The sequence below is a fragment of the Lysinibacillus sp. GbtcB16 genome, from assembly GCF_019091145.1.
Classification (GTDB): Bacteria; Bacillota; Bacilli; order Bacillales_A; family Planococcaceae; genus Lysinibacillus; species Lysinibacillus fusiformis.
Window position 1 is genome coordinate 1 of sequence record NZ_JAGXJV010000281.1, and the last position, 282, is coordinate 282.

General features: G+C 35.5%; 1 protein-coding gene. It reads right to left on the bottom strand.

Annotation, left to right across the window (positions count from 1 at the left end):
• Positions 1 to 282 (bottom strand): phage terminase large subunit (locus tag KVT27_RS24270; RefSeq protein WP_217582143.1); only part of this gene is annotated, 282 nt, incomplete at both ends.

The following is a 282-nucleotide window of genomic DNA, read 5'->3' on the forward strand; positions in this document are numbered from 1 at the left end:
CATCACCTTTGTACATCCAACGCCAATACTCAATATCCGTTTCCTTGTACTTTTCAATCTTTCGAATAAGCTGCTTAGATAAGAAACCTTTTTCATCTTCTAAATACGTGCTGTGATGTATAAAGAAATCTTCATCGTTCGCTTTATTATCCTTGAATTCATTTACCCAAGCATAAGGGTTACGCGGTGGATTGTAAGAGTAATAGACTTTCACCTCTTTATCTCCTAAATCCTGACGAATAAATGTATCCTCTACAATATCAATATCCTCTATACCTGCAA